Annotated in this window: 21 protein-coding genes; 14 read left to right on the top strand and 7 right to left on the bottom strand. The window is 63.0% G+C overall.

All coding sequences use genetic code 11. The features are described from left to right. Positions 1-20: 20 nt before the first annotated feature. Entirely contained in the window at positions 21-2297 is a 2277-nt protein-coding gene (parC, locus tag HFC70_RS17050; protein WP_168474475.1) for a DNA topoisomerase IV subunit A, read from the bottom strand. Positions 2298-2511: 214 nt separating this feature from the next. On the opposite strand from parC, the gene HFC70_RS17045 reads away from it, so the two are divergent. The 3 genes from HFC70_RS17045 (at position 2512) to HFC70_RS17035 (ending at position 6322) form a co-directional block, all read left to right on the top strand. After that, positions 2512-3708 (top strand): hypothetical protein, encoded by a 1197-nt coding sequence (locus HFC70_RS17045; protein ID WP_168474474.1) that lies wholly within the window; start codon positions 2512-2514, stop codon positions 3706-3708. Between the two features lie 185 nt (positions 3709-3893). Next, positions 3894-5318, top strand: a complete 1425-nt coding sequence (locus tag HFC70_RS17040; protein WP_168474473.1) for a cytochrome P450 — start codon at positions 3894-3896, stop codon at positions 5316-5318. Continuing rightward, complete coding sequence (locus HFC70_RS17035) at positions 5315-6322, top strand: lysophospholipid acyltransferase family protein (protein ID WP_168474472.1); 1008 nt, start codon at positions 5315-5317, stop codon at positions 6320-6322. The genes HFC70_RS17040 and HFC70_RS17035 overlap by 4 nt, the downstream gene beginning before the upstream one ends. A gap of 208 nt (positions 6323-6530) precedes the next feature. On the opposite strand, the gene aspS is transcribed toward HFC70_RS17035, so the two are convergent. Continuing rightward, positions 6531-8321, bottom strand: coding sequence for an aspartate--tRNA ligase (aspS, locus tag HFC70_RS17030; protein WP_168474471.1), 1791 nt, complete (start codon positions 8319-8321; stop codon positions 6531-6533). 430 nt (positions 8322-8751) lie between these two features. On the opposite strand from aspS, the gene HFC70_RS17025 reads away from it, so the two are divergent. The 8 genes from HFC70_RS17025 to HFC70_RS16990 all read left to right on the top strand — a co-directional run bounded on the left by HFC70_RS17025 (position 8752) and on the right by HFC70_RS16990 (position 16644). Next, a complete protein-coding gene (locus tag HFC70_RS17025) occupies positions 8752-10008 on the top strand; it encodes an MFS transporter (protein ID WP_168474470.1) in 1257 nt (418 codons plus the stop codon). A 99-nt stretch (positions 10009-10107) separates the two neighbouring features. Next, complete coding sequence (locus HFC70_RS17020; RefSeq protein WP_168474469.1) at positions 10108-11514, top strand: multicopper oxidase family protein; 1407 nt, start codon at positions 10108-10110, stop codon at positions 11512-11514. 84 nt (positions 11515-11598) lie between these two features. Next, positions 11599-12489: an MBL fold metallo-hydrolase gene (locus HFC70_RS17015; protein WP_168474468.1), complete on the top strand. Its 891-nt coding sequence runs from the start codon at positions 11599-11601 to the stop codon at positions 12487-12489. Positions 12490-12597: 108 nt separating this feature from the next. Continuing rightward, a complete protein-coding gene (rnd, locus tag HFC70_RS17010; RefSeq protein ID WP_168474467.1) occupies positions 12598-13743 on the top strand; it encodes a ribonuclease D in 1146 nt (381 codons plus the stop codon). 3 nt (positions 13744-13746) lie between these two features. Continuing rightward, complete coding sequence (locus HFC70_RS17005; RefSeq protein WP_168474466.1) at positions 13747-14241, top strand: GNAT family N-acetyltransferase; 495 nt, start codon at positions 13747-13749, stop codon at positions 14239-14241. An 88-nt stretch (positions 14242-14329) separates the two neighbouring features. Then, positions 14330-15304, top strand: coding sequence for a small ribosomal subunit Rsm22 family protein (locus tag HFC70_RS17000; protein ID WP_168474465.1), 975 nt, complete (start codon positions 14330-14332; stop codon positions 15302-15304). Between the two features lie 14 nt (positions 15305-15318). Beyond that, on the top strand, positions 15319-16323 hold the full coding sequence (locus HFC70_RS16995; RefSeq protein ID WP_168474464.1) for a DUF2891 domain-containing protein: 1005 nt from the start codon (positions 15319-15321) through the stop codon (positions 16321-16323). After that, positions 16324-16644 (top strand): hypothetical protein, encoded by a 321-nt coding sequence (locus tag HFC70_RS16990; RefSeq protein ID WP_168474463.1) that lies wholly within the window; start codon positions 16324-16326, stop codon positions 16642-16644. On the opposite strand, the gene HFC70_RS16985 is transcribed toward HFC70_RS16990, so the two are convergent. Next, positions 16628-17035, bottom strand: coding sequence for a DUF2000 family protein (locus HFC70_RS16985; protein WP_168474462.1), 408 nt, complete (start codon positions 17033-17035; stop codon positions 16628-16630). The genes HFC70_RS16990 and HFC70_RS16985 overlap by 17 nt on opposite strands. Between HFC70_RS16985 and HFC70_RS16980 the strand changes: the two genes are divergently transcribed. The 3 genes from HFC70_RS16980 (at position 17034) to HFC70_RS16970 (ending at position 20647) form a co-directional block, all read left to right on the top strand. After that, positions 17034-17930, top strand: coding sequence for an AraC family transcriptional regulator (locus HFC70_RS16980; RefSeq protein ID WP_246735827.1), 897 nt, complete (start codon positions 17034-17036; stop codon positions 17928-17930). The genes HFC70_RS16985 and HFC70_RS16980 overlap by 2 nt on opposite strands. 97 nt (positions 17931-18027) lie before the next feature. After that, positions 18028-19386 (top strand): esterase-like activity of phytase family protein, encoded by a 1359-nt coding sequence (locus tag HFC70_RS16975; protein ID WP_168474460.1) that lies wholly within the window; start codon positions 18028-18030, stop codon positions 19384-19386. 313 nt (positions 19387-19699) lie between these two features. Then, a complete protein-coding gene (locus HFC70_RS16970; protein WP_246735826.1) occupies positions 19700-20647 on the top strand; it encodes an adenylate/guanylate cyclase domain-containing protein in 948 nt (315 codons plus the stop codon). A gap of 31 nt (positions 20648-20678) precedes the next feature. Here the strand turns inward: HFC70_RS16970 and ppx are convergent, their stop codons facing one another. The 4 genes from ppx to HFC70_RS16950 form a co-directional block, all read right to left on the bottom strand. Continuing rightward, positions 20679-22199 carry an exopolyphosphatase gene (gene ppx / locus HFC70_RS16965; RefSeq protein ID WP_168474458.1) on the bottom strand — a complete coding sequence of 507 codons (1521 nt, stop codon included), beginning with the start codon at positions 22197-22199 and terminating at the stop codon, positions 20679-20681. An 11-nt stretch (positions 22200-22210) separates the two neighbouring features. Beyond that, positions 22211-24403: an RNA degradosome polyphosphate kinase gene (locus HFC70_RS16960; protein WP_168474457.1), complete on the bottom strand. Its 2193-nt coding sequence runs from the start codon at positions 24401-24403 to the stop codon at positions 22211-22213. A 63-nt stretch (positions 24404-24466) separates the two neighbouring features. Next, the gene (gene hdaA, locus HFC70_RS16955) at positions 24467-25180 is read right to left on the bottom strand and encodes a DnaA regulatory inactivator HdaA (protein WP_168474456.1); all 714 of its coding nucleotides are present in this window, start codon (positions 25178-25180) and stop codon (positions 24467-24469) included. Then, a complete protein-coding gene (locus HFC70_RS16950) occupies positions 25181-26308 on the bottom strand; it encodes an AI-2E family transporter (protein WP_168474455.1) in 1128 nt (375 codons plus the stop codon). It abuts the gene before it with no gap. Between the last annotated feature and the right edge of the window lie 63 nt (positions 26309-26371).

Genomic DNA, 26371 nt, shown 5'->3' with positions numbered 1-26371 from the left:
CCGCTAAGGCTTGCCGCCGATCAGCCGGAGAACTTGCCGCTGCGCGGGAAGCCCTTGGGCACGGCGCGGCCGGCCGTGGCGCGGTCGCCCTGCCATTCGACCAGTTCGGCCATGGTCTTGGTGAAGGTGCGACCGGCGCTGTCGGCCCAGGTCAGGCCGTCGGCCATCACGAAGCAGCGGATGTCGGAGACGCCGCCATCCTTGTAGCGCTGCAGGCGGACGCCCTTGCCGCGGGTCATTTCCGGGATCTGCGCCAGCGGGAAGACCAGCAGCTTGCGGTTTTCGCCGACGATCGCCACATGATCGCCGCTGACGGTGACAACAAGCTTGGCCTCGTCCGGCATGGCAACGTTCATGATCTGCTTGCCCTTGCGGGTATTGGCGATCATTTCGTTCTCGGCGATCACGAAGCCGTTGCCAGCGGTGGAGGCCAAGAGCAGCTTGCGATGCGGATCGTGCACGAAGGCGGTCAGGATGTCCTGATCGTTTTCCATGTCAACCATGATGCGGATCGGCTCGCCATGGCCTCGGCCGCCCGGCAGCTTGTCGGCGCCGAGCGTATAGGCCTTGCCGCCGGTGGTCAGCAGCAGGATCTTGTCGGTGGTCTGGGCCGGGAAGGCTACCCGCAGGCCGTCGCCTTCCTTGAAGGTCAAAGTGGAGGTATCGGAGATATGGCCCTTCAGCGCCCTGATCCAGCCCTTTTCCGAGACGACGACGGTGATCGGTTCCTTCTCGATCATCGCGTGCTGGATGGCTTCGAGATCGGCCTCCGGTGCATTGGCGAATTGCGAGCGGCGGCGGCCGAGTTCGGTCGCCTTGGCATATTTCTTCTTCACCTCGCCGATTTCCCAGGCGATGGTCTGCCACTGCTTGTCGTCGGAGGCGAGCAGCGTCTCGATCTCGGCCTTTTCAGCCGACAGTTCGTCGAATTCCTTGCGGATCTCGAATTCTTCCAGCTTGCGCAAATTGCGCAGCCGCATGTTGAGGATCGATTCCGCCTGCAGATCAGTGAGCGTGAACCGCTCGATCAGCACGGGCTTGGGCTCGTCCTCCTCGCGGATGATGCGGATCACCTCGTCGAGGTTGAGATAGGCGATCAGCAGGCCGCCGAGGATCTCCAGCCGCTTGTCGATGGCCGCCAGCCGGAATTTCGAACGGCGGATCAGCACGTCCTTGCGATGCGCCAGCCACTCGCTCAAAACCTCGTTCAGCGCCATGACCCGCGGTACGCGGCCCATCGAAAGCACGTTCATGTTGAGCGGGAAGCGGCTTTCGAGCTCGGTCAGCTTGAACAGCGATTCCATCAGGATGGTCGGATCGACCGTGCGGCTCTTCGGGATCAGCACGACGCGGACGTCTTCGGCCGATTCGTCGCGAATGTCTTCGAGCAGTGGCAGGCGGCGGGCGATCAACAGCTCGGCGATCTTCTCGATCAGACGCGACTTCTGCACCTGGAACGGGATCTGGGTGATGATGATCTGATAACCACCCCGGCCCAGATCCTCCGTTTCCCACTTGGCCCGCACGCGGAAACCGCCGCGGCCGGTGCGGTAGGTTTCCAGCATGCTCTCGCGGCTCTCGACGATGACGCCACCGGTCGGGAAGTCGGGACCTTCGATGCCGCCCTTCTGCGGATGGGCCGGATCATACATCAACTCCTCGACGCTCGCGCCGGGATTCTTGATCAGATACAGCGCGGCGTCGCAGAGTTCGTGGGCATTGTGCGGCGGGATGGAGGTCGCCATGCCGACCGCAATGCCGGACGAGCCGTTGGCGAGCAGGTTCGGGAAGGCGCCCGGCAGCACGACAGGCTCGTCGTCTTCCTCGTTATAGGTCGGGCGGAAATCGACGGCATCCTGCTCGATGCCTTCGAGCAGCAGCGCCGCGACATCGGTCATGCGCGCTTCGGTGTAACGATAGGCCGCCGCGCTGTCGCCGTCGATATTGCCGAAATTGCCCTGGCCGTCGACCACGGGATAGCGCTGCGAGAAATCCTGCGCGAGGCGGACCAGCGCGTCATAGACCGACTGGTCGCCATGCGGGTGGAACTTACCGATCACGTCGCCAACGATACGGGCGCATTTCTTAAAGGCCGAATTCGGCCGGATGCCCATTTCGCTCATCGCATGGATGATGCGGCGATGCACCGGCTTCAGTCCGTCGCGGACATCGGGAAGCGCCCGGTGCATGATGGTCGACAAGGCATAGGCCAGATAGCGCTCTTCGAGCGCAGCCTTCAAATCGACCGGCGTAACGTTATCCCCACCATCCGGCGGGGGCACAAGATCTTTTCCCATGGTTTCTGACTAACCGAGAAGCCCTGTTCCGGCAAGGCAAGCAAGGGTGCGCGGCTGTGGATTACCAGGGCTTATGACCACAGTCACAGCAAGTTCTGACAAATTGATCGACAAGTGCAAAAGCGGTGGAACTTTTGCGGGCCGATCCTATAAAAGACATGCTCTTCATGCCGATAACGGATTTTCGGACATTCACCATTCAAGAGGACCCTTGATGACCTACTTCAGCACCACCAGACTTTTCCTCGCGGGCGCTGCTCTCGTCATGCTTCCCGGCCCGGTCTGGGCGCTGGACGGACAGGATCTGCTCGCCAAGATCAATGCCGCCTATGCGGCCGGCAGCGGCAAGATCTCCGCCAGTGCCGTGGAGGTCGATGGCGACGACGTGTTGCTCAAGGGGGTCACGCTGACGGTCAACACGCCGGATGCCAAGCCTCTGCCGGTCGGCGACCTGACCCTCAAAGGGGTCAGCGAAGAAGACGGCGGCGCCTATTATATCGAGCGGCTGGATTTTCCGGCCATCAACTTCATCCAAGACAAGGCCAGTTTCTCGGTGGCCGATCTCTACCTTGCCGGCATTCATGTACCGGCCAGCACGACCAGCGGCGACATCGATTCGCTGATGCTCTACGAGGAAGCCCATAGCGGCCCGATTTCCGTCACGGTCGACGGCAAGCCGGTGTTCTCGATTGCCGAATCCAGTGCCGAAATGGGCGTCGACGATGAAGGTACGACGCTCAGCTTCGAAGGCGAGGTCACCGGCATCAAGGGCGACCTCAGCATGGTCGAGGATGCAAAGTCCAAGGAGGCGATCGAGAAGCTCGGCCTGACGTCGCTCGACGGCAAGGTGACGATGAAGGGCAGCTGGGAGCTGCCGAGCGGTACGATCGACGTCGAGGAATATGCCTTCGATTTCGCCAGCATCGGCCGCCTGAACCTCGCCTTCACCCTGTCCGGCTACACGATGGAACTGGTCAAGCAGTTGCAGGAAACGGCCCGCACCATGCAGACCGATCCGAACAACCAGCAAGCCCAGCAGGCCGCCGGCCTTGCCATGCTCGGCCTTGCCCAGCAGATGAACTTCGTCGGCGCCGAGATCCGCTTCGAGGACGACGGCATCACCAAGCGCGGCCTGGATTACGCCGGCGCCCAGCAGGGCGGCATGTCGGGCGAGGATATCGGCCAGATGGTCAAGGGCATGGTTCCCCTGCTTTTGGCCCAGGCCAAGCTCGGCGACATCCAGAACACCGTCTCGGCCGCCGTCAACGCCTATATCGACAAGCCGGAAAGCTTCACCATCACGGCTGCTCCGGAAAACCCGGTGCCGTTCCCGATGATCATGGGAGCCAGCATGGGTGCGCCGGAAACGCTGCCGAAGGTGCTCGGCATCGACGTGACGGCCAACGACTGATGCCGGCAGCATCCCTTTGAACCTGCCGCTGCCGGTCCGCCGGCAGCGCGCATTCGTCACAGGTGCGCCGGCCTTGCCGATATTCTGCCGGCATCAAATTCGGGCTAATCTGGCGCCGATGGGTTGACGCCTCGCCACGGGCCGCTAAACCCGAACGGCACCTGCAGGCAATGATCGGATCCTTCATGCTCTCCTGGCTACAGCGCCCTGTCGAATTCAAGGAACAGCTTTCCGGCGAGGTCTTCGAGCCGGCCCATGCCAAGTATTATTCAGGAGCGCCGGGCAAGCCGCTGCAACTGCTGTTGCAGGCGCGCGCCGACTTCCTGTCGATCTGGCGGGCCAGCGACTACATCGAGAAGGTTTCCCAGATCAAGCTGCTCGGGCGGCAGATCGTCGTGGTCAATTCGCCCGACATGATCCGCCAGGTCGTGGTCAAGCGCCACGAGAATTTCGAGCGCAAGAGCCCGCAGATGCGCCGGGCGCTGGAATATCTGCTGGGCGACGGCCTGTTCATTTCCGATGGCGAGACCTGGAAGCAGCGCCGCTCGCTGGTCTCCGATATCGTGCACATGAACCGCGTGCCGACCTTCGGCCCGGTGATGGAGAAGACGGCAACCGAACTGGTGCATCGCTGGGACGGCATGCCGGAAGGTGCGACCGTCAACGCCCTGCACGAGATGGCGGGCCTGACCGCCGAGATCATTTCCAGAAGCGTGTTCGGCAACCAGCTCGGCAAGGACAGCGCCGATGCGGTGACCGACAGCTTCACCAGCTACCAGTCGCTGATCGACAGTATCAATATCGGCTATTTCCTCGGTTTCGACGAAGGCCTGCCGGTGCTGCGCACGCCGTCGCTGCGCCGCTCGGTGAAGCGCATCCACGGCATCATCGACAAGGTGGTGGAGGATCACCTGGCCGGGCGCGGCGACCACAATTCCATGGTCGAACTGCTGATCCGCCGGCAGCAGCGCAATCCGGAGCTCAAACTCGACCAGGTGGCGCTACGCAACGAGGCAGCGACCATTTTCATGGCCGGCCACGAGACCACGGCGGCGACGCTGACTTGGTCGTGGTATCTGCTGTCGCGCGCCGAATGGGTCGAAAAGGCGCTGCATGCGGAAATCGCAAAGGTCTGCGGCGACCGCACGCCGACGATCGACGACGTGCCGAAGCTGGAACTCTGCAAGGCGATCATCGAGGAGACCCTGCGGCTCTATCCGCCGGTGCCGATCCTTGCCCGCCAGGCCAAGCAGGCCGACAAGATCGGCGATATCGACGTGGCGCCGGGCGCGCTGGTGCTGATCGTGCCGTGGATCCTGCACCGCACCGCCGGCCTGTTCGAAGACCCGCATCTGTTCAAGCCCGAGCGCTTCATGAATGGCAAGCGTCCGACGCCCTACAGCTACATTCCCTTTGCCAGCGGACCGCGGGTCTGCCCCGGCCTGCATTTCGGCCTGACGGAATCGATCCTGTGTCTCGCGATCATTGCCCAGAAATACAAGGTTCGCGTCGCCGAAGATCACAAGGTCGAGCCGATCTGCCGCCTGACCCTGCGGCCGAAAGGCGGATTGCCGGTGACCCTGCACCGCCGCCAGGACCACGCGGCATGAGCGCGCCAAAGGAACCGACCAGGGACGGCATCGCCAAGCGCAAGGCCTGGATCTTCCGCCGGGCGGAGCGGCCGGGCCTTGCCGACCTGATGGCCGGCGGCGAGCGGCGGGCGGCATTTACGCGCTACTGGATCAGCGACAATATCTGGAACGGCCTGCATCTTCTCGGCCATTTCGGCCTGAAGCTCTTGCCGATGGATGCCTGTTCGAATTTCGGCGCGCGTCTCGGCGTCTTCGCCATCCCCCGCTTTCACAAGGCGGCCGAAAAGCGCGCCCGCGCCACGATCGCAAAACTGTGCCCGCATCTGAGCTCTGCCGAGCAGGAAGCGCTGTTCCTTGAGAACTGTCGCACCCAGGGGCGGTTGATGACCGAGTTTTCGGTGATCAACCGGCTGGCAAATCACCCCGAACGCATCGAGGTGCACAATATCGAATGGGTCGCGGACGCCGCCAAGCGCGGGCCGGTGATCTTCGTCGGCATGCATCTCGGCAATTGGGAGATCGGCCCGATCGTGCTGAAGCGCGCCGGCCTGGTGCCTTATGTCAATTACACGCCGCCGCCGGGCCGCGCCAAGGCATGGATTTCGGAGCGTGTGCGCCGCAAGAACGGCCTCAACTTCCTGCCACCGGGCCTTGAAGGCATTCGCCCGGCCGTGCGGGTGCTGAAAAGCGGCGGCATCGTCTCGGCCTTCTGCGACGAAGGTGTCGGCGGCAAGATCCGCGGCCCGCTGTTCGGCCGCAAGCCGCATCTGGAAGGCAATCTGGCGATGACCATCCGGCTCGCCCGCATGACCGGGGCGACGATCTGCCCGTGGTACAATCTGCGCAAAGACGGCTTCACCTTCGTCTGCCAGGCGCTGCCGCCGATCACCCTGCCGCCGGAGGCCAAGAACGGCGAACGGATCATCGAGGATATCGCTTTGCTCAATTCGGTGATCGAACCGATGATCCGGGCCCATCTCGACCAATGGTTCTTCCTCGACAATGCGATTGTCGCGGACTGAGGATGCGACGGCATCGGTTATCGACCTTGCCCCTCACCCTAGCCCTCTCCCCGCAAGCGGGGAGAGGGGACGTGCCCCCACTCAACGCCTGAGATCAGCGTTGACCTATGCGGCGCTCGTCCTTCTCCCCGTCAAAACGGGGAGAAGGTGCCGGCAGGCGGATGAGGGGCTAGCACGTTGAGGCAGACAAGCCGCCCTCACATCAAGCTCAGTCCTTCTTCGGCGTCGGCACGACGCGCAGCGCCAGTTCGCGCAGCTGGGTCGGTGTGGCCGGTGCCGGGGCGTTCATCAGCAAGTCCTGGGCCTGCTGGTTCATCGGGAACAGCGTGACTTCGCGCAGGTTCTTCGCACCGACCAGCAGCATGACGACACGGTCGATGCCGAAGGCGGCGCCGCCATGGGGAGGCGCCCCGTACTGGAAGGCACGATACATGCCGCCAAAACGCTCCTCGACATCGGCCTGGCTGAGGCCGACCTTTTCGAAGGCCTTGACCATCAGTTCCGGCGACTGGTTACGGATCGAACCGGAGGCGATTTCAAAGCCGTTGCAGACGGCGTCATACTGGTAGGCCTTGATCGTCAGCGGGTCCTGGTTCTCCAGCGCATCGATGCCGCCCTGCGGCATGGAGAACGGATTGTGGGCGAAATCGACCTTCTTCTCGTCCTCGTTCCATTCGTAGAACGGGAAGTCGATGATCCAGCACAGCTCGAACCGGTCGCGGTCGACAAGGTTCAGTTCCTCGCCGGCGCGGGTGCGGGCTTCGCCGGCAAACTTGTAGAACTTCGCCGGATCGCCGGCCACGAAGAAGCAGGCGTCACCGGCCTCAAGGCCGAGCTGCGTGCGGATCGCGTCAGTGCGCTCCTCGCCGATATTCTTGGCGAGCGGACCGGAGCCGGCAATCTTGCCGTCCTCTTCCTTCCAGAAGATGTAGCCGAGGCCCGGCTGGCCGGCGCCTTGCGCCCAGGCATTCATGCGGTCGCAGAAGGCGCGCGAACCACCTGTCTTGGCGGGAATGGCCCAGATCTCGACCTTCGGGTTGGACGCGATCATGCCGGCGAAGACCTTGAAGCCGGAGTCGCGGAAATGGTCGGTCACCCCTTCCATCACGATCGGGTTGCGCAGATCCGGCTTGTCGGTGCCGTATTTGCGGATCGCCACGTCATAAGGAATGCGCGGCCAGTCCTTGGTCACCGGCTTGCCTTCGGCAAACTGCTCGAACACGCCGGTCATCACGGGACCCATGGTGTCCCAGACGTCTTCCTGGGTGACGAAGCTCATTTCCAGGTCGAGCTGGTAGAATTCGCCCGGCAGGCGGTCGGCGCGCGGGTCTTCGTCGCGGAAGCACGGGGCGATCTGGAAGTAGCGGTCGAAGCCGGCCACCATCAGCAGCTGCTTGTACTGCTGCGGCGCCTGCGGCAGGGCGAAGAATTTTCCTTCATGGATACGCGACGGAACGAGGAAGTCGCGTGCACCTTCCGGCGAAGAGGCGGTCAGGATCGGCGTCGAATATTCGGCAAAGCCGATCTCGCCCATGCGGCGGCGCATGTCGGAGATGATCTGCGTGCGCTTGACGATGTTCTTGTGCAGCGTGTCGCGGCGCAGGTCGAGGAAGCGGTACTTCAGGCGCACGTCTTCGGGATAATCCGGCTCGCCGAACACCGGCAGCGGCAGTTCCTTGGCAGCCGCCAGGACCTCGATCTCCTGGGCATAGAGTTCGACCTCGCCGGTCGCCATGGTCTTGTTGATGGTCTCTTCCGAGCGGGCCTTGACCAGGCCGTCGATGCGGATCACCCATTCGCCGCGCACGGTCTCGGCCAGCTTGAAGGCGGGGCTGTCCGGGTCGGCCACCACCTGGGTGATGCCGTAATGGTCGCGCAGATCGATGAACAGCAGGCCGCCATGGTCGCGGACGCGATGGACCCAGCCGGACAGGCGGACGGTGGCGCCGACATCGGACTTGCGGAGAGCGGCACAGGTGTGGCTGCGATAACGGTGCATTTCAAAGGTTCCTGGACATTTTTGGCGTCAGCACAGGCGCGACAGACACAGCCCGGCTGGCATGAGGAAAATCGGGCGGAAAAGCGCATGAGTGGGGTGATTTGTCAAGGCTTGGCGCGCCTGGACGATCCGAGACGGCCGCACGCCATGACATCGATTCGCCTGACATACCAGCACACTCGTCCCAATTCGACGGTCGAAGGCAAGCGCCCGAACCCGCCTCCCGTCCAGCGGGCCAACGGCGCAGCCGGGCATCAACGGAGACGTCCGGGCCGCAGATTGTGCTGAAATGGCCGGAACCGTAGCATAAAGCAGCTTTTGCGCATTTTGCGCGATTCTGCCTGTCAAAGCGTCGCTTTCCTGCCTAATGTGTGCTCTAGCGCTGGTGATTCATCCCGCAATCGCCCTCTTTTTCAGCAGAATTTCCCCGATGTCGCAGATTCGTGCCCTGATTCCCCTTCTGATTACCGCCGGCATCCTGATTGGCGGCAACGGTTTGCAAGGCACCTTCATTTCGCTGCGCGCCCTGCAGGAGGGGTTTTCGCCGTCGATGATCGGCATGATCGGCACCGGTTACAATATCGGCTTTGCGATCGGCTGCATCTATGTGACGCGGATCATCCGCTCGATCGGCCATATCCGTGCCTTCTCGGCGCTGGCGGCGATCGCCTCGGCCGCCTCGATCTGCATGGTTCTGTTCATCGACCCGACCAGCTGGTTCCTGATGCGGCTCGTCCAGGGCCTGTGTTTCGCCGGCCTGTTTGCGGTGGTGGAAAGCTGGCTGAACGCCCGCGTCACCAATGACACCAGGGCGCGCACCCTGTCGGTCTACCGTTTCGTCGATCTCGGCGCCGTGACGCTGGCGCAGTACATGATCCCCGCCGTCGGGCTCGACGGCTTCCAGCTGTTTGCCATCATCTCCATGGCGCTGACCCTGTCGCTGGTGCCGATCTCGTTTGCCGACCGCTCGAGCCCGGAGGCGCCGGCCCATGTGCGGTTCGATGTGCGCACGCTGTGGCGCGTCTCGCCGCTGGCCACCATCGGCTGCGTCGTCGTCGGCCTGACCAATTCCAGCTTCCGCTCGCTCGGGCCGATCTATGCCGATGGCATCGGCATGTCGGTCACCTCGATCGCCACCTTCATGAGCGTCGGCATCTTTGCCGGCGTCGTGCTGCAATATCCGCTCGGCCATTATTCCGACAAGCTCGACCGCCGGCAGATCATTCTCGTGGCGACGCTCGGGTCGCTGGCCGCCAGCCTGTTCATCGCGCTGTTTGCTGATAGCAGCCCGTGGCTCAACTATGCCGGCATCTTCCTGTTCGGCGCCTTTGCCATGCCGCTCTATTCGCTCTGTTCGGCCCATGCCAACGACCACGCCGCTCCCGGCCAGCATGCGCTGGTCTCGGCCGGCACGCTGTTCTTCTGGTCGCTCGGCGCCGTCATCGGGCCGCTGTTTGCCTCGTTCATGATCGACCTGTTCGGGCCGCATGCCCTGTTCTACTACACCGCCGTCGTGCTCACCTGTTTCCTGGCCTACACGCTGCAGCGCATGACGGTGCGCGAGGGTGTGCCGACGACGGAACGCCGCATGGGCTTTCGCAATCTGCTGCGCACATCGACCTTCTTCAGCAAGCTGGCCGGCGCGCCGCCCGCCGAGCCATCACAGGACAAGACCGACCGGACATGATCCGGTTGGGCCTGCGGCAAGATGGCCATCGTTTCCTGATTGCTGATTTCGAAACTCAACTTTAAAAAGACACAGAGAACACCCCATCCGGAGAGTGCCATGTTGCCCCTGTCGCGCCGCACCTTGCTGAAAGGGTCCGCCATTGCCGGCGCCTATGGCCTGGGTCTCGGGCTGGCGGGCAAGGTCTCCGGCGCCTTTGCCTCGAGCGACCCTTATCAGCTGGAGGCCGCCATCACCGACGCGCTGATTGACGGCAAGGCGACGACCCGCGGCATGATGACCTATCGCCAGCCGGGCGGCATCGACGGCGCCATGCCGCCGACCTTGCGCATGAGACGCGGCGAGGCCTTCGCGCTCAAATTCACCAATCGCCTCGAGGAACCGACCACGGTGCACTGGCACGGCCTACGCATCGCCAACGGCATGGACGGCGTGCCGTTCCTGACGCAGCCCTATATCTATGCCGGCGACAGCTTCGACTATGCCTTCACGCCGCCGGATGCCGGCACCTTCTGGTATCACCCCCATTGCAATACGCTGGAGCAGATCGGCCGCGGCCTGACCGGCCTGTTGATCGTCGAGGATCCCAACGATCCGGTGTTCGACGCCGAGATCGCGCTCAACCTGCGCGACTGGCGGCTCGGCGGCAACAGCCAGTTCATCGAACAGTTCAAGCCGCGCGACGCGGCCAAGACCGGCACGTTCGGCACGGTGCGGACCGCCAACTGGCAGATCGAACCGCAGCAGGACCTGCCCACCGGCGGTCTCGTGCGGCTGCGCATTGCCGCGACCGACGTGACGCGGATCTACAATCTGAAGCTCGACGGCGCGGACGCGCTGATTGCCGCCATCGACGGCCAGCCGGTGCCGGCGCCCATGCCGCTCGACATGGCCATCGTGGCGCCCGGCCAGCGGCTCGACCTGATCCTGCGCATGCCCGACGACGAAGGCCAGATCGTGACGCTCTGCGATGTCAGGCCGAGCGCGCCCAAGACCGTCGCCGCGTTCCGTGCGGTCGGCACGTCCCTGAAGCGCGATCTTGGCGACGTACCGGCGCTTGAGCCCAATCCGGCGCCGGCGCCCGACCTGTCAAACGCTCAGCAGATTCCGCTGCTTTTGAGCGCCACGGCCGAAAACGCGGCCCGCGATTCGATCTGCGGCACGCTCGGCTATTCGTTCTGGGCAATCAACAAGGTGCCGTGGCCGGGCGACAGCGCCGATCCGATGGCGCCGCTTGCCGAGCTGAAGCGTGGCCAGACCTATATCCTCAACCTCGAAAACGTCACGCCGCACGCCCATCCGATCCATATCCACGGCATGAATTTCCATGTGCTGTCGTCCTCGACCCGGCCGGTGCTGCCGCTGGTCTCGGATACCTATCTGATCCTGCCGGACGAGAAGGTGCAGTTGGCGGTGGTGGCCGACAATCCCGGCGACTGGGTGTTCCACTGCCACGTCATCGAGCACCAGAAGACCGGCATGACCAGCTATATCCGCATCGTCTGATCCGGCGGTCCCGACGGTCTTGACAGACGGCGTTCTATACCGCGTCTTTGGCTGCTGAAACCTCGATGCCCAAGGACGCCTGCCGTGCCCGACCTTTCCGCGACACTTTCCATTCTCACGCCCTATCCCGGCATCTTTGCCTATTATGACGGACGGATTGCCGGCAAGCGGCTGCATTCTCAGGACGAAAACTGGCTGGACGATGGTGCCTATGCGCTGGGTGTGGCGACCTATGCGATCGTCGAAGGTCCAGAGGCCGTGGTCTACGACACCCATATCTCGCTCGATCACGCCCGCGCCATCCGCCGCCATCTGGAGAGCCTCGGGGTGACGGGCATTCGCGTCGTGCTCAGCCATTGGCACACCGATCATGTGGCCGGCAACGAAGTCTTTGCCGATTGCGAGATCATCGCCAATCATCTGACCGCCGAGACGCTCGAGGCCAATCGTGCCAAACTGGAGGAGAGCGACCCGCCGATCAAGCCGCTGGTCATGCCCAACCGGCTTTTTCGCGAGCGGCTGGTGCTGACGCTCGGGCCCCGCACCGTCGAACTACTGCAATTCGACATTCACAGCGCCGATGGCACCGTGATGTGGCTGCCGGACGAAGGCCTGCTGTTTGCCGGCGACACGGTGGAGGATACCGTCACCTATATCTCCGAGCCGGAGCACACGGCGACCCATATCCGCGAACTGAACCGCCTGCTCACCCTGCCGACCCGCCGCATCCTGCCCAATCACGGCGATCCGGCGGTGATCGAGGCCGGCGGCTACGGAACAGGCCTGATCGAGGCCAATCGCGATTATCTGCAGCGGCTGCTGGATGATGTGTCTCACGCCGATCTCGACACGCTGACGCTGGCGCAATTCGTGGCGGAGGATGTGGCGGCGGGGCGGATCGGCTATTTCGAACCCTATGAGGCCGTCCACCGCCAGAACATCGCAGCAATGCGTGGCGTGGCGCTTGCGAAATAACGGTTGACCCGGCCCGTGAACGGCACCGCAAGCCGGCCCTTCGCCTTGACATCCCCGGTCTAAAGGGGAAGGAAGATTGACAACGCAATTTTCGATGACCGAGCTGAAATGATTGAAACCACTGCTGCGCTTGAGGAGGCTTGCCGCCAACTCGCCCAATCGGAATTCGTAACGATCGATACCGAGTTTCTGCGCGAAACCACCTTCTGGCCCGAACTCTGCCTGATCCAGATGGCAAGCCCCGATCTCGAGGTGATCGTCGATCCTCTCGCCAAGGGCATCGACCTGGCGCCGTTCTTCGCGCTGATGGCCGACACCAATGTGGTCAAGGTGTTCCATGCCGCCCGCCAGGACATCGAAATCGTCTTCCATCTCGGCAATCTCATTCCGCATCCGATCTTCGACACGCAAGTGGCGGCCATGGTCTGCGGCTTCGGCGACAGCGTGTCTTATGACCAGCTGGTGCAGAAGGTCAAAGGCGTGGCGCTCGACAAGTCGTCGCGATTCACCGACTGGAGCCGCCGGCCGCTGTCGGAAAAGCAGCTCGACTATGCGCTGGCCGATGTCACCCATCTGCGCGACGTCTATCTGAAGCTGAAGGCCGAGCTGGAGCGCGAAGGCCGCGCCGGCTGGCTGACGGAAGAGATGGCGGTTCTGGAATCCCGCGAGACCTATGACCTGCATCCTGACGATGCCTGGCAGCGGCTGAAGATGCGGCTGAAGAAGCCGCAGGAACTGGCCGTGATGCGTTCGGTCACCGCCTGGCGCGAACGCGAGGCCCGCAACCGCAACGTGCCGCGCTCGCGGGTTCTGAAGGACGATGCGATCTACGAGATCGCCCAGCAGCAGCCGAAGGATTCCGAAGCGCTCGGCCGGCTTCGCACCGTGCCGAAAGGCTGGGAACGCTCCTCGTCGGGCACAGCGATCATCGACGCCGTCAACGCCGCGCTCGCCCTGCCGAAATCGGAATGGCCGCAGGCGCATCGTCACAGCCATGCGCCCGAGGGTGCGGCGGCAGCCGTCGAACTGCTTAAAGTTCTGCTGCGGCTGACGTCGGAAAAACATGGCGTGGCCGCCAAGATGATCGCCAACAGCGAGGATCTCGACAAGATCGCCGCCGATGGCGAGGCTGCCGACGTGCCGGCCATGCATGGCTGGAGGCGCGAGCTGTTCGGCGATGCCGCGCTGAAGCTGATCGAGGGTCATGTGGCGCTGCGCTTCGTCGGCAAGAAGGTCGAGGCCGTGGAGCTCTGAGCCATGGCCGACATCCGCCTGCGCCGCGCAACCGCCGATGACATCGGCTTCATCATGGACGTCGAACGCCAGCCGGGCTACGAGCAGTTCATCGGCCGGTTTTCGCAGGAACAGCATGTCGCGCATTTCGCCGATCCGACCTGCGCCTATCTGATCGGCGTAGATGGCAAGGGCAACGATTTCGGCTTCGTCTTCCTGCGGGATTTCGACGATCCGTCCGGCAATCTCTTCATCAAGCGGCTGGCCGTTCGCGACACCGGCAAGGGCAGCGGCAGTCGGATGGTGCAGCTTTGTATCGACTGGGTGTTCGAGCAGACCCCGACCCATCGGCTGTGGCTCAACGTGATCGCCAACAATGACCGTGCCCGGCATGTCTATGGCAAGCTCGGTTATGTCGAGGAAGGCATCAAGCGCGAAGCAATCCTCGCTCCGGACGGCAATCGCCTTGACAGCGTGATGATGTCGATCCTCCGGCCGGAATGGGAAGCGCGGCGCTAGAGTAGCCGCGCACGACTTTGCGTCTCGTCAAACCGGCGCACTTGCTCTAATCCTCCATCAACGCACCGACTGACCGGATACCGCCCCCGTGGAATTGCCAGCCGCCCTGAAGAGCGCCGTCGAGCGCCTGCTCGAACACCAGCCTCTCGACCCCCTGATGAAGGCTGCCGAGCGGTTGTCCAACCGCTATCGCCGCGAGGTGCGCGACGGGCAGCTGCACCTGAGCGACGAGCTTGCCGCCAAGGCCTATCTCGCCGCCCGCCTGCCCGCCACCTTTGCTGCGGTGCGCGCCGCCCTGGATGCGGTGGCCGAAGTGCATGATACATTTTCGCCGAAACGCCAGATCGATGTCGGCGCCGGTCCCGGCACGGCGCTGTGGGCCGCGGCCGACTGTTGGCCCGGCCTGCAATCGGCAACGATGCTGGAGGCAAGCCCCGCCATCCGCAAGGTCGGAGAAACCCTGTCCGGCGCGCTTTCCCTCACCTGCGACTGGCGGGCCGGAGATATTCTCGGCGATCTGCCGCAGATGGAAAAGGCGGATCTGGTGACGCTTGCCTATGTGCTGGACGAACTGGCCGAAAACCGCATCGCCGAGGTGACGCGAAAGCTGTTCGAGTTGACCACGGACACGATCGTCATCATTGAACCCGGCACGCCGGCCGGCTGGAAGCGCATCCTCACCGCTCGCCAGACACTGCTTGAGGTCGGGGCCTTTCTGATCGCCCCCTGCCCGCACCAGGCCGCCTGCCCGATCGTGTCGCCCGACTGGTGCCATTTTTCCCGCCGGGTGGCGCGGTCGCGCATCCACCGCCAGGTCAAGCAGGCCGATGTGCCGTGGGAAGACGAGAAATACATCTTTGTCGCCGCCGCAAGGCAGCCGATCACGCGCTCCGGCGCCCGTGTCCTCTCGCCGCCGCGCGTGTCGGGCGGCGTCGGCCGGTTGAAGCTCTGTCTGAGCGACGGCACGGCGCAGGAGACCGTCATCAGCCGTCGCGACGGCGAGGCCTTTCGCCAGGCACGGCGCGCCGACTGGGGCGACCTGCTCCACCTTTCACAGGATTGACCGGAGACTGCGCCATGAGCCGTAAGTTGGATGCCGAGACCGCCGAACGCTTTGCGCAGATCGCCCTTGGCCATGTGCGGCGCGAGTTTCCGAACCACATCCTCCACGGCATGGAAGGTGCAGAGGATGTCGCGGCACCCAGCATGCTGCATCCGATCTTCTACGGCAGCTATGACTGGCATTCCTGCGTGCATGGCTACTGGCTGCTGGCCACCCTGTTGCGCCGCTTTCCCGACATGCCGGCAGCGTCCGCCATCCAGGCCCTGTTCGACGCAATGTTCGTGGCCGACAAGGTGGCCGGCGAATGCGCCTATTTCGAGCGTCCTTCGGCGCGCGGCTATGAGCGGCCCTATGGCTGGGGCTGGCTGCTGAAGCTTGCCGCAGAGCTGCACGCAGCGGACAATCCGGCCTGGGGGAACACGTTGGCGCCGCTGACGGACCGCATCGTCCGCAACTTCCATACCTTCCTGCCGCTTGCCACCTATCCGGTGCGGGTCGGCACCCATTTCAACACGGCCTTCGCCCTGCGGCTTGCCGCAGACTATGCCGAAGCGGCCGGCGACCAAGCGTTCCTAACCCTGCTGCACACCACGGCTTTGCGCTGGTACGGCAGCGATAGTGCCTGCCCTGCCTGGGGCGAGCCGTCCGGCGACGATTTTCTGTCGTCCACCCTGATCGAAGCGGAATGCCTGCACCGGCTGATGCCGGCCTCCGACTTCCTGCCATGGTTCGAGTGTTTCCTGCCTGAGATTGCGCTGCGCCGGCCGGCAACCCTGTTCAGCCCGGCCGCGGTATCGGACCGCTCCGACGGCAAGATCGCCCATCTCGACGGCCTGAACCTCAGCCGCGCCTGGTGCTGGCGGTCGCTCGCCAGGGCCTTGCCGGCAGATGATCCACGTCGAGCAATCATGGAGACCGCTGCCCTGCATCATCTCGATGCCGCCCTGCCGCATGTGGCGGGCGACTATATGGGCGAACACTGGCTGGCGAGCTTTGCCGTTCTGGCGCTGGAGGCCTGATTGCTGGACGTGATCCCATCGAAAAGGCTGATTGCCCTCGCGCTCATCATTGCAGCCTTTGCACTCGCGCTCAGGAGTGTTTCCAAGGCTGGCTTGATAGAACCGGGCGCTGCCAACGTGCTTGTGATCTCCTTTGCCCTGGCCAATCTGGCCGTCGGCGTCGCCGGGTTACGCACGCCGCAGCGCATCGCCTGGGGCGCCTATCTTCTGGTCAGCGTCGCCGTGTTCTTTCTCCTGGGCTTTGCCACGCCCGTCGGCGCCGTCGTGATCCTCGCCCCGATCGCGATCGAGCTTGGTATCGACTTTATCCGTGCAGCTTAGCGCCCTTGGTGATCTTGTCGGCGATCTTCTTGTCGGTGCGCAGGGCAATGCCGACCACTTTGGCATCATCCGGTCCATATTCGGCAAAGACGGCCCGGTTGGCGGCATCGTGGCCGGTTGCAAACATTTCCTCGATATAGAGTGATGTCGTGACCTCGCGTTCCAGCGCGCGACGGTGGATGGTGCGCAGGGTTTCCTGGTCGGCGCCCAGCACGACGATCGGCTGGATGCTGAGCGGATTGTAGAGATTGCCGCTCGCGTCGCGATAGGCCTCGCCGATGATCGACGGCGTGGCCGCGACTATGCCGCTGGTCAGAAAGGCGGTAACGTTGAGCTTCTGCCACGGCGCGAGATCGTCGCGCAGCACGATGACGAATTTGGTATCGAACATGTCTTACTCCAGTCAGGGTCACCAGGGCCGCCTGGCGGTTTCGCCCGAGGTAGCAGGCCCGGCAACCGATGGTCTTGAACGTTCGTGCAGGATCCTTGCCGACGGCATCCGCACCGGCCCGACGGCGCTCGGCATCGAGCGCATCGAGGCCTCGTTCCGCGGCAACGGCTTTGCGCCGCACCGCCACGACACCTATGCGCTGGGGCTAACGCTTTCCGGCGTGCAGACCTTCCACTATCGCGGCGAAAGCCGTTTCAGCCAGCCGGGCAATATCATCGTGCTGCATCCCGATGAACTGCATGACGGGGCGGCCGGCACCGAGGATGGCCTGCGCTACCGTATGCTCTATGTTGCGCCCGAACTGATCCGCCAGGCGGGCGGCGAGACGGATGTGAGCTTGCCTTTCGTCGCCACTCCGGTGTTCAGCGACCCTGACTTCGCCCGGGCGCTCAGCGAAGCGCTGACGGATATCGAGGCGAACCCCGATGTGCTGGCCTTCGATGATGTGCTGGCCCGCATTGCCGCCGGCCTGCAGCGCCATGCCGGCATGCCGGCACAGAGGTCGGAGGCATCGGCCAGAACCGCAGTCGACCGGGCGACCGCCTATCTGCGGGAACATAGCGAGCAGACGGTCACCTCGCAGGACCTCGAGGCGCTGACGGGGCTCGACCGCTATACGCTGGCGCGCCAGTTCCGGCGCCTGACCGGCACCAGCCCGCATCGCTATCTGGTCATGCGACGGCTGGAGAGCGCCCGCCGCGCCATGCTGTCCGGCGCGCCGCTGGCGGAGGCCGCCATGGAGGCCGGCTTTGCCGACCAGAGCCATTTCACCCGGCATTTCAAGAAGAGCTACGGCCTGACGCCCGGACGCTGGCAGGAACTGATCCGGGTATAACCCCACCTGTCACCAAAATTTCATGGCGCCGCAATCGGGCGGACATCGACACCGCCTATGGCTGCGGCGTCAACTCCCGCTCATCATTGGTGATCTTATGAAAAAAGCTCTTTTCGCCTCCGTCTCGCTTTGCCTCTTCATCGCAGCCCCTGTGCTTGCCGAGGAGAAGGCCTTCCCGGCCAAGCTCGTCTCCCATGCGATCCTGCCGGCCAACAGCATCATCAAGGCCCCGGCCGATGCGCCGGCCCATCTCCAGACCTCGGGCAAGTTCACCACGGCCGACCGCAAGCGCACCGACGCGCTCGGCACCGTGCCCGGCAAGGACGGCGTCCGCCCGACCGGTCTCTCCATGCCCTTCGACGGCCAGGCCATGCAGGGCTTTTCCGGCATCAAGACCATGGAAGACGGCACGTTCTGGAGCCTGTCCGACAACGGCTTCGGCTCCAAGGCCAATTCCAGCGATTCCATGCTGATGCTGCATCACATCAAGTTCGACTGGGACAATGGCAAGGTCGAGCCGATCGAAACCGTGTTCCTGTCCGACCCGGACAGACGAGCCCCCTTCCCGATCGTCATGGAAGGTGCCGAACAGCGCTACCTGACCGGTGCGGATTTCGACGTCGAATCGATCCAGCCGGTTGCCGACGGTTTCTGGGTGGGCGAGGAGTTCGGCCCCTATCTCTTGAAGTTTAGCAAGGACGGCAAGCTCACCGACGTAATCGCCACGAAGGCCGGCGAGACCGATGTCAAGTCGCCGGACAATGCCACCCTGGTCGTTCCAGCCAATCCGACGGCCAAGCTGCCAGCCTTCAACCTGAAGCGCTCGGGCGGTTATGAAGGTCTTGCCATGTCGAAGGACGGCGCCAAACTCTACGGCCTGCTGGAAGGCCCGCTCTATCTCGAGGACGGTTCGGTCGAGAAGGCCGACGGCCTGACGGCGCTCCGCATCATCGAGCTGGACGTTGCCTCGAAGGCCTGGACCGGCCGCTCCTGGCTCTATCCGCTGTCGGAAGGCGGCGAGGCGATCGGCGACTTCAACATGATCGACGCCACCACGGCTCTGGTCATCGAGCGCGACAACGGTGCCGGCACGGCTGAAAAGGCCTGCGCCGATCCGAAGAAGCCCGAGCCGACCTGCTTTGCGGTTCCCGCTAAGCACAAGCGCATCTACAAGATCGAGATGACCGACGAGAACGCCGGCAAGGCCGCTCGCAAGATCGGCTATATCGACCTGATGAAGATCGCCGATCCGGACAACAAGAAGCGCCAGGGCGGCGGCGAAGGCTTCTACGACATGCCCTTCGTCACCATCGAGGACGTCGACGTCATCGACCCGACCCATATCGTCGTCGGCAATGACAACAACCTGCCGTTCTCGGCCGGCCGGGCGCTCGACAAGGCGGACGACAACGAGTTCGTGCTGCTCGAAGTCGGCGATTTCCTCGCCGCCAAGTAAGCGTAGCTTCCATGTCGACGGGGTGCCGGCCCGCAAGCGGCCGGCACCTCTTTTCCATGCACAGTCTCCTTGCTGGCGGCCGTCGGCGGGACAGGACACGGTACGGTGATGAGAATTGCCTGCCTTTCTCTTGCCCGGTCTCGTAAAGCGGCTATTGTCCGACAGACGTACCGAAGCGAGTTCCGTGTAACTAGCAATGATTGATCAATGCCGCAGGGGCATACTGGATATTCTGAGACTGTCGCACCTGCGCTGGGCGTTGATGATTGCCCTGATTTCGCTGTGCGGCGTGCTTTACACATTCGTTTTCGACATGCGCAACGGCCATGTTGTCGCGATGGTGTTTGCAAATTTCTGCACAATGCCGCTGATTGTCTTTGAACGGGGTTTCATTTTGCGTGGCCTTCATGCCCGCATCAGGCGCCTGCCGACACCCACCTATTTCCTCTCGACAATCCTGATCTATTTCGTTCTGGCCGGCCTGGGCTTTGCTGCGGCTGGGGTGCTGCTGAAGGGAACCGGGCAAATCACCGGTTCGTGGGAAGATGTATTGATCATCCCGCCGAAGACGCTCGCCTACACACTGATCCTGTTCTTCCTGGGTATCTCGGTCATGCGGATCCGCCAATTGCTTGGGCGCGACGTCTTCCTCAGCCTGTTGACCGGTCGGTATCGACGTCCGATCCAGGAGGAGCGAATCTTCCTGTTCATCGATCTCGCCGGCTCGACGAGTTACGCCGAGACGTTTGGTGACCTCAAGGCGCAGGAGTTCATCGGCGCGATCTTCGGCGGCATTTGCGAGCCCGTCATCCGCCATGGCGGCACGATCGACGACTATGTGGGGGATGCGGCCATCATCAGCTGGCCGTTGCATCCCAGTCGGAACTCGGGCCGATGCGACAATGCCGGCCGCAGCGTCGCCTGCGTCTTCGACATCCTCGCGCAAATCGAAGCGGATGCGGCGCGCTGGCAGGAAAAATACGGGCGTGTGCCACAATTGCGGGCGGCCCTGCATGGGGGAAGCGTGGTCACGGCCGAAATTGGCGTCGACCACCACAAGATCACGTATTTCGGCGATGTCGTGAACACCACCGCGCGGCTTGAGGCCCTCTGCAAGTCGGTAGATCGCCCGGTGCTGATGTCGAGCGATTTGTTCGACTTCACCGTCCTACCCACCGGAATCAGGGCCGAGCCGCTCGGCACCTATATGCTGAAGGGACGCGACCAGCCGCTCGGCGTCGTAGCTCTCGAAAAAATCTAAAGCGATTCCCGGTATTCCCGCAAACGACAGGCTACTGGAACCGAAACGCCAGGCGCTTGCCGGTCAGCTTGGCCAATTGCTGCAGCCGGCCATCAAGCCGTTCGCCGGCAAAATCGCGATAGGCGGACGGTACGATGAATTCGAGGTCGAGATCCGGGCGCGAGGCACGGGCGAAGGTCAGGTTGTGGACGATGCCCGGCATCGAGGCCGAGAACAGGTAGACGACACGCAGCAGTCCGCCAAGCAGCTTGGCGCGCTCCAGCAGCCGTTCCGTGGCAATGGCGGCAAGCGGTCCCGTCCGACCGTCGTCATAAAGGCCTTCGAACCTGTAGTAGTTGGTGAGCGCAATGAAGGCACGGCCCGGATGGGTGATGCCGACAAAGGACGAATGGGCAATGACGTTGAGCGCCTGCAGGCCGCGATAGTCCGGATGGGCTCGCCAGCTGATATCCGCCAGCAGGCAAGCGGCCCGGCGATAGCGGACCTCCTCGCCGGTCTCTGCCGCATCGAAGAAATGCATCATCCGGCCGGTCCAGTCGGCCAGTTCCCTGGCATGTTCGGGCGACCTTGCCCGAAGGATCGCCAGTTCGTCGGCGGCGGCCAGCAGAGGATCGACCGTGCGCTCCTCTTCCGACAGCAGCGAATAGAGATAACCTTCGCGCACCCCCTGCGCCGAGAAGCAGACGCTGGACGGCTTCATCGCCTCGATGACTTCGCGCATTGCGATGGCACCGAACGGCAGCAGGGCGCGACGGCTCTTGGAAATGGTCGCCCAGGCCGGATCGCGGGCGTTAGCGCCCGATATGATCTCGTCGAGGAAGCGGGTAATTTCCTCGACGGACAATTCATAGCCCTGCATCATGTGCAACGGGTATTTGCCCATTTCCATGTGCAGCTTGGCAATGTTGCGCCAGGTGCCGCCGACTGCATAGAAAGTCCGTCCGACGCCTTTTCCCATCATGGACACGGCACCGATGTGCTTGCGGGCCAGCGCTCTGGCCTTCGGCAGGGAGCCGCCGGCGGTTTCCGACAGGCGCAGGCCGCCGAGCGGCAGGGTCATGCCCTGGCTGATGCTGTTGCCCGAGATGTCGACCAGTTCCAGCGAGCCGCCGCCGAGATCACCGGCAATGCCGTCCGGCTCATGAAAGCCGCTGATCACGCCGAGGGCCGAATAATGGGCTTCCTCCTCGCCCGTCAACACTTCGATCTTGTGATCGAGAATGCTCTCGGCCTTGGCGATGAAATCCGGTCCGTTACTCGCCTCGCGGGCAGCAGCGGTCGCCAGGACATACATGGCGGTTGCCTGGGCCTGACGCGACAAAGCGCCGAAGCGCCGGAGCGACGCCAAGGCCCGCTGCACGCCGTCCTCGTCCATGCGGCCGGTGGTTGCCAGGCCCTTGCCCAGGCCGCACAGCACTTTTTCATTGAAAAGAACCGTCGGCGCCCGCGACAGACCCTCATAGATGACAAGACGGATCGAATTGGAGCCAATATCGATGACGGAGACAGGGGCGATGCCAGGCAAACGCCCCTGAGCTTCAGATCGGGTCATAAAGTTCCAGCTTAGTTTTTCCGGCCGGAAATCACTCCGGCAATCAGTTTCGGCGCGCTCGATTTCAGGGATTCACCGCGTCCCGAAAGACTTGGATTGGTCATGAAATAGTGCTGCGCGTTGAACGGCTCTTCCCCGGCGCGCACTTCCATGCGCCGCGAAGTTCCGTCGGCCAATATCTCGTAGCTTTGCTGGTTGTCAATGAGATTGCCCAGCATAATCTGCGAAAGCACCTGCTCATGCACGGTCGGGTTAATGAGTGGTACCAGCGTCTCGACGCGGCGGTCGAGATTGCGCGGCATCATGTCGGCCGAACCGATATAGACCAGCGCATGTTCCGACGGCAGGCGATGACCGTTGCCGAAGCAGAAGATGCGGCTGTGCTCCAGGAAGCGCCCGACGATCGACTTGACGCGGATATTGTCCGACAGCCCAGGCACTTTCGGGCGCAGGCAGCAGATGCCGCGGATGACCAGATCGACCTCGACGCCGGCCTGGCTGGCCCGATAGAGCGCGTCGATGATTTCCGGATCGACCAGCGAGTTCATCTTCATCCAGATGGCGGACGGGCGGCCGGCCTTGGCATTGACCGTCTCTTCCTCGATATGCCTCAGGATGCGCGGCCGCAGCGTATAGGGCGAGACCGCCAGCTTCATGCTCTCTTCCGGTTCGCCGTAGCCGGTGATGAAGTTGAAGATGTTCGCCATGTCATGGGCGATCTTCGGATTGCAGGTGAAGAAGGACAGGTCGGTGTAGATCTTGGCGGTGACCGGGTGATAATTGCCGGTGCCGAGATGGCAATAGGTCCGGAGCTTGCCGTCTTCGCGGCGCACCACCATCGACATCTTGGCATGGGTCTTCAGCTCGATGAAGCCGAACACGACCTGCACGCCGGCGCGCTCCAGGTCGCGCGCCCAGCGGATATTGGCCTCTTCGTCGAAACGGGCCTTCAGCTCGACCAGGGCGGTCACGGATTTGCCCGCCTCCGCCGCGTCGATCAGGGCGCGGACGATCGGGCTGTCGTTCGAGGTGCGATAGAGGGTCTGCTTGATGGCGAGAACGTCCGGATCACGGGCGGCCTGCAGTAGGAACTGCACGACCACGTCGAAGCTCTCATAGGGATGGTGGACGATCATGTCCTTTTCGCGGATCGCCGCCAGGCAGTCGCCGGCATGCTCTCTCACCCGTTCGGGAAATCGGGCATTGTACGGCTCGAAGCGCAGGTCATCGCGCGGCGCCTTGGCGATTTCGGAAATGGTGTTGAGGGCCAGAAGGCCCGGCAGGACGGCGACGCGATTGTCGGGCACACCCAGTTCGTGCACGACGAACTGGCGCAGAGCGACCGGCATTTCGCTGTCGGTCTCGATCCGGATCACCGAGCCGCGACGGCGGCGCTTCAGGGCCGTCTCGAAGAAGCGCACCAGATCCTCGGCCTCTTCCTCGACTTCGATATCGCTGTCCCGGATGATGCGGAACGTGCCGAAGCCCTTGACCTCGTAGCCCGGATAGAGCCGGTGGATGAACATGCCGACCGCATCTTCAAGGGTGATGTAGCGGATGGTGTTCTTGTCGTCCGGCAGGCGGATGAAACGATCAAGCGCCGGCGGCAGGCGCAACAGCGCCGTCATCGGCTCGCGACCGCGCAGGCTTTCGAGCTGCAGGCCCATCGAGAAGCCGAGATTGGGAATGAACGGGAACGGATGGGCCGGGTCGATCGACAGGGGCGTCAGAACCGGGAAGATGGCCTCCTCGAAGGCTGTCTCCAGCCAGGTGCGATCGTCCTGCGACAACGCGCCCGGCCGTACGATCAGAATGTCTTCCTTGGCGAGATATTGCTGCAGCACCGCGAGCGAAGCCTGCTGCTCCATCTGCAGATTGTCGATTTCCTTGAGGATGTCTTCCAGCTGCTCGGCCGGCGTCTTGCCGTCAGGGCTGCGCACGGTGATGTTCTGGCGGACCTGGCCTTCAAGACCGGCAACGCGCACCATGAAGAATTCATCGAGGTTGGCGGCGGAGATCGACAGGAAGCGAATGCGCTCGAGCAGCGGATGCGCGGTGTTCAAGGTCTCTTCCAGAACGCGGCGGTTGAACTGCAGCCAGGAAAATTCCCGATTGATGAACCGGGAAGGACTGGACAGGAGATCGTCCGGCACCTTGTTTTCCTCGATTTCGCCGGAGTTCGTCTCAGTGACAACCGAATCCATTTTTCCGCCCTTCGTTAGCCTTCATCGGCCAATTATAACAATATGACGACGGCACTGTGACACTCAGTCGTGCTCGTCCTGCCGGTAGAGCCGGTTCAACACTTCCGCCGCAAGAGACCGCGTGATCTTCGTCCGCCGCGACAGCGCCAGACGGTCGATCCGATCGACGATGTCCTGGGCGGCGGCCAGTGACCGCTCCATCCGCTGAACGATATAACCGGCAATCTTGTCATCGATATTAAGCTGGCGATCGGAAAACAGTTTAACGATCACCTGGGACAATAATTCTTCATCCGGCTCGCCGATCTCGACCATGGTCGCCGCCTTGAGGCGGGAGCGCAGGTCCGGCAGGGCGACCGGCCAGGACAGCGGCCAGCTGCGCGAGGTGATCAGCAGGCTTCGGCCGTTTTCCCGCACACTGTTGATGACGTGGAAAAGCTCGACCTCGTCGAAACCGTCGCGATCCGCATCCTCGAACAGGACCGGGCCACGGGCCGCCTCAAGGGCTGCCTGCCCTCCCTCGACCGGGCGGATGTCGCGCGCTCCGCTCAACTGCCGCCAGATTTCCGCCAGATGGGATTTGCCCGAACCGGCAGGTCCCGTCAGGATGACGACGGGCGACGGCCAGTGCGGCCAGCTGTCGATAATGGCAACGGCTGCGGCCAGCCGGTCGGAGACCAGCAGATCGTCGCGGCCCGACGCCGCGGCATGGCTGAACACCAGCGGCAATTGCTCGCCGGTCTCCCGTTCCGCCACGACCTTCTTGATGTCACTCATTCACTTCTCGGTAATGCGGGGAGGCTGGTCGTCATTGTCGATGACCGTTACCTGCCCGTAATAAAGATCGCTCTCAAGATACCGTGCCAGGGCGAAGCGGACAAGAACGCCAACGGCGGCAGCGGCCGGAACGGCCACGAGAACGCCGATGAAGCCGAACAGGGCGCCGAAGGCAAACAGCGCGAACATCAGCCAGACCGGATGCAGGCCGACGCTCTGACCGACGAGCTTGGGTTGCAGGATATTGCCCTCGATGAACTGGCCGGAGAAGAAGAACACGACCACGATGATCAGGTGGACATAGTCGGGCCAGAACTGCACCAGCGCCACGCCGGCGGCCAGGATCAGGCCGACCGTCGAGCCGATATAAGGAATGAAGCTGATCATGCCGGTGAAGAAGCCGATCAGCAGGCCGAAATTCAGGCCGATCAGCGACAGGCCGACGGCATAATAGATGCCGAGAATCAGGCACAGCGAGCCCTGCCCGCGCACGAAACCGGCAATGGTGCGGTCCATCTCGCCGGCGATTTCGCGCACCGCCGCAACCTGGGTGCGCGGAATCCAGCTGTCGACCTTGGCGATCATGCGGTCCCAGTCGAGCAGCAGGTAGAAGGCGACCACCGGTGTGACCACCAGCAGCGAGGCGATATCGACCAGCGCCTTGCCGGAATTCCAGATCTGCGCGAACAGCGTTCCGACAAAGCCGGCGCCTTCGGCCAGAAGTTTTGAGAAATTCTCCTTCATGGTGCCAACCTGGCCGTTCAGCCATTCCGGAAGCCAGGCGGCATTGGATGTGGCGATGAACGTCTGCAGGTCGGTGATATAGCCCGGAATATGCTGGATAAACTCGTTCAACTGGCTGACGAGGACCGGGATGATGATCATCAGCGCGAGTACGAACACGACGATGAACGTCACCAGAATGACGACCGTTGCCATCAGACGGCTCAAGCCGATGCGTTCCAGCCGGTCGGCGACGGGATCGAGGAAATAGGCCAGCGCCATGCCGCAGATGAACGGCAGCAGGATGGTGCGGAACATCAGAAGGAAGACGGCAAGGATGGCAAGTGCCGCGACCCAGAACATAAGCTGACGGCGCAAACCCGAGGCGCTGATATGATGGACCATTTCGCTCTTTCCTTCTTCTCCCGCGCAAAGCCCGTTGACGGGCACTGCGCTGCACCCATAGCA

This window comes from Agrobacterium sp. a22-2, assembly GCF_012276985.1.
Lineage (GTDB): Bacteria > Pseudomonadota > Alphaproteobacteria > Rhizobiales > Rhizobiaceae > Allorhizobium.
The sequence above is the reverse complement of the archived record's forward strand: the minus strand, read 5'-3'. Positions and strand labels throughout refer to the sequence as shown.